This window comes from Pantoea sp. E956-1, from assembly GCF_982223955.1.
Genome location: NZ_CEUYZP010000002.1, coordinates 644,870 through 654,192, shown reverse-complemented (window position 1 = coordinate 654,192; position 9,323 = coordinate 644,870). Strand labels below are relative to the sequence as shown.

General features: G+C 48.2%; 8 protein-coding genes. All 8 read right to left on the bottom strand.

All coding sequences use genetic code 11. The features are described from left to right. Nucleotides 1-1,012, bottom strand: a 1,012-nt coding sequence (locus tag AC0T7J_RS10590; protein WP_473793962.1) for a type VI secretion system Vgr family protein, incomplete at its 3' end; no start/stop codon positions are given. A gap of 554 nt (nucleotides 1,013-1,566) precedes the next feature. Further along, nucleotides 1,567-2,658: an ADP-ribosylarginine hydrolase Tri1 gene (tri1, locus tag AC0T7J_RS10585; RefSeq protein ID WP_191914812.1), complete on the bottom strand. Its 1,092-nt coding sequence runs from the start codon at nucleotides 2,656-2,658 to the stop codon at nucleotides 1,567-1,569. Then, nucleotides 2,655-3,992 carry a PAAR domain-containing protein gene (locus AC0T7J_RS10580; RefSeq protein ID WP_473793960.1) on the bottom strand — a complete coding sequence of 446 codons (1,338 nt, stop codon included), beginning with the start codon at nucleotides 3,990-3,992 and terminating at the stop codon, nucleotides 2,655-2,657. Before AC0T7J_RS10580 ends, tri1 begins: the two co-directional genes overlap by 4 nt. A gap of 3 nt (nucleotides 3,993-3,995) precedes the next feature. Further along, the gene (locus tag AC0T7J_RS10575) at nucleotides 3,996-4,790 is read right to left on the bottom strand and encodes a DcrB-related protein (RefSeq protein WP_473793958.1); all 795 of its coding nucleotides are present in this window, start codon (nucleotides 4,788-4,790) and stop codon (nucleotides 3,996-3,998) included. 2 nt (nucleotides 4,791-4,792) lie between these two features. Further along, entirely contained in the window at nucleotides 4,793-6,742 is a 1,950-nt protein-coding gene (locus tag AC0T7J_RS10570; protein WP_473793957.1) for a type VI secretion system Vgr family protein, read from the bottom strand. Between the two features lie 538 nt (nucleotides 6,743-7,280). Then, nucleotides 7,281-7,745, bottom strand: a complete 465-nt coding sequence (locus AC0T7J_RS10565; protein ID WP_473793955.1) for a hypothetical protein — start codon at nucleotides 7,743-7,745, stop codon at nucleotides 7,281-7,283. A 149-nt stretch (nucleotides 7,746-7,894) separates the two neighbouring features. Further along, nucleotides 7,895-8,014 carry a type VI secretion protein gene (locus AC0T7J_RS10560; protein WP_473793954.1) on the bottom strand — a complete coding sequence of 40 codons (120 nt, stop codon included), beginning with the start codon at nucleotides 8,012-8,014 and terminating at the stop codon, nucleotides 7,895-7,897. Nucleotides 8,015-8,326: 312 nt separating this feature from the next. After that, entirely contained in the window at nucleotides 8,327-8,692 is a 366-nt protein-coding gene (locus AC0T7J_RS10555; protein ID WP_473793952.1) for an immunity protein Tsi6 family protein, read from the bottom strand. Nucleotides 8,693-9,323: the final 631 nt, after the last annotated feature.

Sequence of the window (9,323 nt, the reverse complement as noted above, 5' to 3'; positions counted from 1 at the left end):
CGGTATCGCCGCTGGCGTAGGCGTTCTCGGCGAAATCATAGGTCGCCGAGGTCACCAGATACTCGCCGTTGTCGCTGAAGTGCGGCGCGTTGATGATCGAGAAGGTAAAGCCCGGCGCGATGCCGGTTGCCGTGCCCGACCCGCTGACGCTGTGGTGCTCGGCCTGCCACACTTCCTGACGGATGCGCGCGTAGGACTCGCCGTGGCTGTGGTCGACAAAATGGCCCGGCCAGTCGTAAACGTCCACCGAGCCCGGCACCGGCGACGCCGGGTTCTGCCGCGCCTGCAGCATCCAGGCGTTCGGCTTGCGGAAGTCGTAGTCGTCGGTGCTGTAAATGCCCGGCGTCACGCTCTCCGCCAGCGACCACTGGCTGATGCCCTCTTCGGTGACCACGCCGCCCGACGGGGTGACGTGATAGGCAATGGTCTCGTAGCCCGGAAACGCCTGATGCTGGTCCGGCGCGTCGCACAGCACCAGCGTGTGTCTGTCCGCCTCGTGGCGGAAGAAGTAGTAAATTCCCTCCAGCTCCATAAGGCGGCTGATAAAGTCCAGGCTGCTCTCCTGATACTGCACGCAGTACTCCCACACGCGGTAGCTGCCCGCCAGGCGCGTCTCCACGTTGACCCCATACTCCTTCAGCAGCGTCTGCACAATCTGCGGCACCGTCTGGCTCTGGAAGATGCGCAGGTTGCGGTCGCGCTTCATCGGCCACAGGTCCGGCTCGACCGTCAGCGCATAGACCGCGTAGCGGGTGCCGCTCAGCTCCTGGCTGCGCACCGCCACCCGGGTGATTTTGCCGTTGAGGTAGCGCGGGCTCAGCGCGTTCATCAGGCCATCGGTCGGCAGCGTAAACGTCACCGGCTTCCCCAGCAGGGCGTGGCGGTCGATGCGCGCGTCGGTGGCCAGCAGTTCAGCGGTGAGCACAAACGGACGGGACAGCGTCTCGGTGCCCTTAAGCGTATGGAACAGCAGGCCGTCCGCCGGCAGTTGTGCAGTAATGCGTGAGAACATAGTCTTTTTCCGTACAGACAGAACTGACGATGAAGCGAGTCAGTAAAAGTGGAAGGTAAATGATTTTTACTTAAAGCATCTTTTGATTAGAGGTAACGGGTGTCAGGATGAAATTATCTTTCTACACATATTCCTGCTTAAAAAAACAAGCAACATTTATAAACATGGTCAATAGAATAAATTTTTCAATCAATATATGACTTTGGCATTAATCCAGAAAGACAGAGCGGAGGTGGTTTTTTAAAACATTTTAATTAAAAAATAAGGAAAGCAATTATACTTTACAAACCATCACGCCCCATAAAATTGATGTAAAATGTGATGTTCGCATATTTAATTTGACCCATTCATTTCGCTCGCTCACTACTTCTTGATTATTTCATTATGCATGCAGCTAAAATAAAAACACACGAAAACATAAGAAATAATGCATTTATTAATCAGATCCAGTTCAGCGCAGTTTTTTAGTGCTTAGTCAATGTCAATCTAAATAATTTCAACTTCCTTCTTCATTGACAAAAAAAATCCCATACTGCAGATATGGGATTTTATCATTAATCTTGTTCTTCAGGCGCCATATGAAACAATTGTTCTGCCATTGAGAGGATTCTGTCTTTTTGTACTATTTTATCAACCCATTCCTTAGGGATGCCTGATAAACCATACAATGCGCCCGCTAACTGGCCTGCGGTGGCTGCTACGCTGTCAGCATCATCAGCAAGATTTGCCGCCAGTAAAATAGCATCTTTGAAATTGTCTGTATGCCAGACGGCCCATAATGCTGCTTCCAGCGTGTCAATAACGTAGCCAGAAGATCGAATTTGGTCCCGATGCTTTTCTTTATATTCACCGGCATTGATGATTAATACACGTAATGTTGATCCCATAAGATGAGGAGCAAAGCTTTCACTCTTACTGTAACCATTTAAGATGTAATGAAGCATGACATTAAAAAAGCGACAGCTATCTATAGACTCTGCGGCACAATGTGTAGCCTCACTCTGTAGTATCGCATCTCGCCAACCGTCAATAAACGATTTCCTTCTGAAAATAGCAGTAGGTGCATGGCGGATTAATGCTGCATTCCCTGCAGTCTCAGGAGAAGTATTTCCCATCCAGGTTGGTCCATGAAGGACAAACTGCTCAAGCGCATAGCGCGTTGTATTACCTATATCAAAGCATACGCCATTAGAACTATTTGTCCCATTCTTATACCAGTTGAGTAGCTTTTTTCGGAACAAGGTAATATCACATTTATTGCTTTCAATATAAGTTTCAGCGAGACACAGCGCCATCGAGGTGTCATCAGTCCACTCACCGGGTTTAAGAGAAAAAGGTCCCCCGCCAATCATGTCATCAACGCGAGCTTTATCTCTTGGCATAAATTCTAGCGTTGTGCCGATAGCGTCTCCAACCGCCAACCCCATCAAAGCGCCCTGACATTTATCTAATGCCTGTTCATCAGTAATTTTCTGAGGTAAAGATTTCGCCCATTCTGGCTTGAGAGCGTCCTCAGGTTTAGCGCGTAAAGGTTTTTGTTCATAAGACATTCTGTTCATCAACTGCCGTGATGCCTGGGGTATTAAATGAGCGTAACGTCTGGCATAAATGAAAAGCGCATCATCATTAGCCCTAAGATCAATCATAAAAACTCCTTATAAGTCAATGTAATATTCCCGCCATCATCAATTCTTTCGATAACTTTAAATTGTGTGTCTGGAGGGTATAAAACTTCCGCTTCAAGAGGATACTCTGATAAAAATGCCACGTCTCGCCCGAAAGCACCATTGACTTTAATCAATATGTTACCTTGAAATGGTTCATTTGAGGATGTACTCATAAATGCACCATCTGAAACTATGTTACCAGGCTGATTTTTAGCAAGTACTTCTTCAGGAAGGGAATTTATCCCTCGATATGAAAGTCCTTTATAAGGAGGGAGCTTGGAAAGGCCATCCTTAGCATGTGCGGCAAAGGCTTCTAATTCTGGAGTTAATGGAGTTTGACCTCTTAATGCTGGATTTAATGCTGTGTAACCCTCATTCGTGGTATAGCCATATAAAGCTCCCACTTGGTCATCCGTTAGCATTGCAGACTTCACCGCATTATTGCTCAATGCATTTGCACGTCCTGCTGCAATCCATTCATCCGCCTGGGCCTTTCCAACAGCCTCAGACAAAGGCATTTTCGGAACAACAGGTTCAGCTACAACTTCAGGTACAACCTCAACGTTCTCACCCGTTTTGACAGCACGCCAGGCATCAAACTTCATCCCCCCTTTGCCACCAAATGCCCCACCGACAAAACTGCCCACCAGCATAGACCATTTTTGTTCGTCAGAGCCCTCCCCGAATAGTCTGCCACCCACCCAGTTGCCGGCGTAACCCCCGCCCATCGCGCCTGCTAACCCTAGCAGCGCAATAGCCGGAGAAGCCAGCACCGCGACGGCAGCAGTCCCTATCCCCATCATCAACCAGTTCACCCAGTCAGGGATTTCGGGATTAATGTCATCAGTCTGAAGTTTACCTCCGCCAATAAACACATTTGCGGAACCACCAGATATCTCCGCACTGCAGGTCAAACGGTCTCCGATACGGGCGGCAGGAAAGTTATTAATAAAAACCTTATCGGAACCTTCAGCTACCAGCTGCAATGAGCCACTGTGCTCATTGCAGTCGCCTTTGGATAAACGTGCCCGTATCGCTGCTCTGCTGTTAGTGAAAACATTCGGCGATCCGGATAACAGTTTGCCAGTGTTGTGCCGCGGAGCCCATGACATGCTGCCAAGCACCTCACCCACTCCTCCGGCGGCGCAGGCACCGGCTGCTGCTGCGGATACGACAACCAGAGCCGCTCCACCGGTAACAACAACGGCTGCTGCACCCAATATCGCACCGCCAATTAACCCGGCGATCATCCAGCCTTTGGAGGCTGTATGAGCTACCTCGTCCTGCTCCCTGGCAGCATTGAATTCAGCCATGATTTATACATCCTTATGTCTCTGAAGAAACGCAAGGATCTGTTGTTCGCTGGAGAGCTCTGCTGGTCCTTTAAATGCTTTTGCCATACCAAGAATATCTCTTACAGATGAGTTTTTTCTGTGTGGTGATGTCCATAGTGCATAGCGCAACGGCTCTTCATTATTTAAGGCGGCGATATGTAATGGGCTTCCCGCTGAGTCAAAGAACAAATAACTGCCATTCAGAGCTCTTTTCAAATCAACATTCTGATAAAGTAATGTCACCGTTTCATGTGCGGTAAGCACTTTAGTATCGTTATCGAAAGAAAAGAAAATCCCCGACGCATCAGTTGCCACGGGTACCGGCTCATGATCAGAATAACGAGAATTAAATTTTATACTGTTAATAATCTCATGATATTGCTTAGTATAATAATCATTAAAACGTCCTGGGCATGTTCCAATATAACAAACAATCTTTTTACCCCCGGCGTCATCATCAAATAAAACAATCGATTGTTTTTGCCAGATCTCAGCGCCATCATTTTCAAAATGATAAAAAAGCTCAACTGCAGGCAGATTATCTATCTCGATCAGTTGTGATGTTACGTTTACAAAAGCGGGAACAGTGACACTCATCTCATTGATAATTCTAGCGGCCACTTTTTGCACTGTATCGTCATGAAAAGCAGATGCGCGAGACACTACGAACGTAAACTCACTCGCATTATTTTCGCTGAGCGTAAAAAGATTCATTGTCCGGTCTTTAAATATGTCGGGCAGTTCAATTGAAGCTTCCTGAAGAGTATAGATGGCCATTTTTATCCTTTAGTATTTTTTGCTGATAAAGAAAAGTAGTTTTCAATTTCACTTTTTATTTTATTTTTATGTCCACTACCCGGTGCAATTATTGCAGCGCTTCCTCCTTCTGGATTTAAATGTAACTCACCACCTTTAGTGTTAATCTCCCCATTACCGTCGACGGTAATATTAAAATTTTTACCAATGAAATTAATCGCACCCTCTTTAGTTAACTCAATCGCGCTGAGGCCACACTCGATCCTTACAGAATCTCCGGCTGCAATTGTGTAAGAAGCAAAGGCCTGTTCAGTACGATTGCCCGTTGTCAGCGTTTTACTATTTCCCTGAGTGCCGAGAGTATGGTCACCATCCACTCGCGTCTCATTATTAGCACCCACCGAAAGTGTCCTATTGTTTAGAACACTGTGTGATTCATCATTTTTAACATGCGTATCCATGTTCTTCTGCGCCTGAATCCACAGATGTTCCTCACCCGCCTTATCCTCAAACCTTAACGCATTCGCGGTGTCCGCCGTGCCATCCTTCGACCGGCTCAGAAAGCCCATCTGCGTCGCCGCTGCCGGCAGCGCCCACGGCGGCATGCTTGCCTCGTTGTAAACCCGGCCGATGATCAGCGGACGATCCGGATCGCCGTTGATGAAGTCCACCACCACTTCGTCGTTAACGCGCGGGATCTGCACGCCGCCGAATCCCTGGCCCGCCCAGGCGCTGGAGACGCGCACCCAGCAGGAGCTGGTGTCGTCGCCTTTCGCCAGCCGGTCCCAGTGAAACTTCACCTTCACCCGCCCGTAGCGGTCGGTCCAGATCGACTCGCCTTTGGGCCCCACCACCTTCGCGGTCTGCGGGCCGTGCGTTTTCGGCCACGCCGTTTCGGGCGGCGTGCGGTAGGTCACCGACGACGGCAGCACCGTGAAGTGGATGTTGTGACGGCTGTCGCCGGTATCGCCGCTGGCGTAGGCGTTCTCGGCGAAATCATAGGTCGCCGAGGTCACCAGATACTCGCCGTTGTCGCTGAAGTGCGGCGCGTTGATGATCGAGAAGGTAAAGCCCGGCGCGATGCCGGTGGCCGTGCCCGACCCGCTGACGCTGTGGTGCTCGGCCTGCCACACTTCCTGACGGATGCGCGCGTAGGACTCACCGTGGCTGTGGTCGACAAAATGGCCCGGCCAGTCGTAAACGTCAACCGAGCCCGGCACCGGCGACGCCGGGTTCTGCCGCGCCTGCAGCATCCAGGCGTTCGGCTTGCGGAAGTCGTAGTCGTCGGTGCTGTAGATGCCCGGCGTCACGCTCTCCGCCAGCGACCACTGGCTGATGCCCTCTTCGGTGACCACGCCGCCCGACGGGGTGACGTGATAGGCAATGGTCTCATAGCCCGGAAACGCCTGATGCTGGTCCGGCGCGTCGCACAGCACCAGCGTGTGTCTGTCCGCCTCGTGGCGGAAGAAGTAGTAAATCCCCTCCAGCTCCATCAGGCGGCTGATAAAGTCCAGGCTGCTCTCCTGATACTGCACGCAGTACTCCCACACCCGGTAGCTGCCCGCCAGGCGCGTCTCCACGTTGACCCCGTACTCCTTCAGCAGCGTCTGCACAATCTGCGGCACCGTCTGGCTCTGGAAGATGCGCAGGTTGCGGTCGCGCTTCATCGGCCACAGGTCAGGCTCGACCGTCAGCGCATAGACCGCGTAGCGGGTGCCGCTCAGCTCCTGGCTGCGCACCGCCACCCGGGTGATTTTGCCGTTAAGGTAGCGCGGGCTCAGCGCGTTCATCAGCCCATCGGTCGGCAGCGTAAACGTCACCGACTTCCCCAGCAGGGCGTGGCGGTCGATGCGCGCGTCGGTGGCCAGCAGTTCAGCGGTGAGCACAAACGGACGGGACAGCGTCTCGTTGCCCTTAAGCGTATGGAACAGCAGGCCGTCCGCCGGCAGCTGTGCAGTAATGCGTGAGAACATAATCAGATTCCGTGCTTATATTAAAGAATGGGTACCAGTACATCATGGCGCTGTCATCCAGCGTATCGATGTGCACCAGCGGCTTCCAGCCACCCCCCGCGGTCGACAGGTAATGCGTGTCGCGCTGCTGCTTTCACCCACCTTTTGCAACCCGCTATACAGACAGCGCACCGTCCCGTATTAGCTCCTGTGGCGGTGCGGGACTTTAAGCCCGTCATGGCAGGCTTTTTAAACAGCCAGTCAGACGCATTTATCTTACACTGGCAACCTTCATACACGGCCCAAACTCCCGGACAGGATGAGTCATACGTGGTTAAGTAGTGTCCGATATGGGTTAAACAGATATCTGGAAAGGCAACCGGTATCAGTTCCGCTAGCTTGGCGTTTTTGATAACACAACTTAGTAATGCAGCATTTTTTCTGGCCGGAGTATAGAGGCATGTCCAGAAGCGCTGTTCGATCGCTTCTCTGGAGAAACCCGGCTTAAGGGGAAAACCAAAGCCCGTATCAAAATTTAAAGCCTGTTTCCCTTCTTAGTTTAATTCGCCAGCCAGATACCGTAATAAATCACTATAGATCCAAAAGACAGAATGACCTTTGAAAAAATGAACAGCCCTGGCGCCAGTTTATTGATAGCTGGTGAAAACCTCCTGTAATTATCAGCATTATATTTCTTGTGAAAATCCATAATATTGCCAAATATATTGCACAACCCAACAAGTATAAACCTCATACCCCATATAAAAAATAATGACGCACCTAATGCCTCCATTAAATCCCCTGCGGCGTCCCTGGTAAAACCTGGCATTATCGCTGCCAGTCCTTTAAGCACGAACCCGATAGCGATAATGGCGATAAAAACACCGACAAAAGCTTTACTTATACCAGCCAGCGTTTTTCTCCCATAGGAAATCTTACTGCTCCAGATAAAAAACTCCGTCACTGATAAAAACAATAAAAATGCTATGATTTCCACGCTATTGCCATCTCTTTTAAAAATCATTTGCCAGCCAGAATCGTTTTAGAAGCGCTAATGATAGCGGTCACGTTTCAACGGTCACAGGTCAGGCTCGGCCGTCAGTTAATAGACCGCATATCGTGTGCCGCTTAGCTCCTGGCTGCGCACCGTCAGCGGGTGATTTTGCCGTTAAGTTAGCGCAGACTAAGCGCGTTCATCAGGCCATGGGTCGGTAGCGTAAAAGTCACCTGCTTGCCCACCAAAGCGTGGTGGTCGATACGCGCGTCGGTGAACAGCAGTTCGACGGTGAGCACAAACGGACAACCAGCATTTCGGTGCCCATAAGCGTATCGAACAGCAGGCCAGCTGCGGTGAAGTAATGCGCGGGAACATGGTTCATCCGTACAGCCAGTGAAGCGAGCCAGTTAAAGTTGAAGGGAAATGATTTTTACTAAAAGTATCTTATGATTAGAAGTAACAGGTGTCAGGATGAAATTATCTTTCTACACAGACTCCTGCCTAAAAAAAGCAAAATCTATGGACATAGTTAATAGAGTAACTTTTTCATTTAATATGTGATCTGGATATCAACCAATAAAGACTGAGTAGAATAGGCCAACACCCATTTACTTATGAAATTTTAAATATCTTTTTTTACGATTTTCATATTCAGGATCGGTTTGATGAGGAAGAATAACCTTGAGTCCCGCACCTATTTGAGATGCAATATAATTTGCGTTTGAAAGATGTTTAGCAAGTTCTGGGTCAGTTGTATCAAACTCTTTGGAGGCCAGAGTCCCCAGATTCATGCCATGCAGGACACTTTTATCTTTCTCTTCACCAGTTAGTATTTTTTTTACATAAATAAGCTGCTTCAGAGCAACCTGAAAAACTGTAAACTCCGGCTTTTCCATGGCTCTTTGATTAGTTATATCAATAGCATCATTAATGTAGTCAAGAGCGTTATATTCGTCTTTATTTATTATAACCAAAATGCATCATTCTCGTTTGAGAGCAAAGGCAGATCTAAATTAGAACTTATTGGACCCACCTTATTTATATATAGAGACAAACCAAAAACACACTCTATAGTAACTTTAATAGAAAACACATGAGAATTAACTCTCTAAAGAGGTGATTAGTCGCAACGAAGTTAATAACAACCTCAAGATTTTACTTTTTTAAATATCAACAAAAAAATTAACCCTTAATACCAAAGTCAAGATAACTCTCTGCAGTAATAGTAAAACACCAACTCACTTCCTCATCAAAAAAAATAATGATGCTGAGGGGTGTTATTTATTACATAAATTACAAAAGACAAGAATATTTTCGAATCAAGCGAAACTGCAAAATCAAGCGACGAATCATTAACATAACAAACTATCTCACCCTCATTTATAAATTCATATAACCCACTTTCCTTAATGAACCCTTCAACTTCTTTTTCAATTTGTGTAGATTTGAAATCAATCGGCTTTTCAATATGTAATCCCAAACACTTCCAGTCTATTTTTTAGCCTTTCCAATTAAATGACTCAGAGAGCACATCAGCAATTTGCTCCCATTCATTAATTATTCTTGGCTTGGGATGAAACTTATCCATATTCAATGAGAACTCTT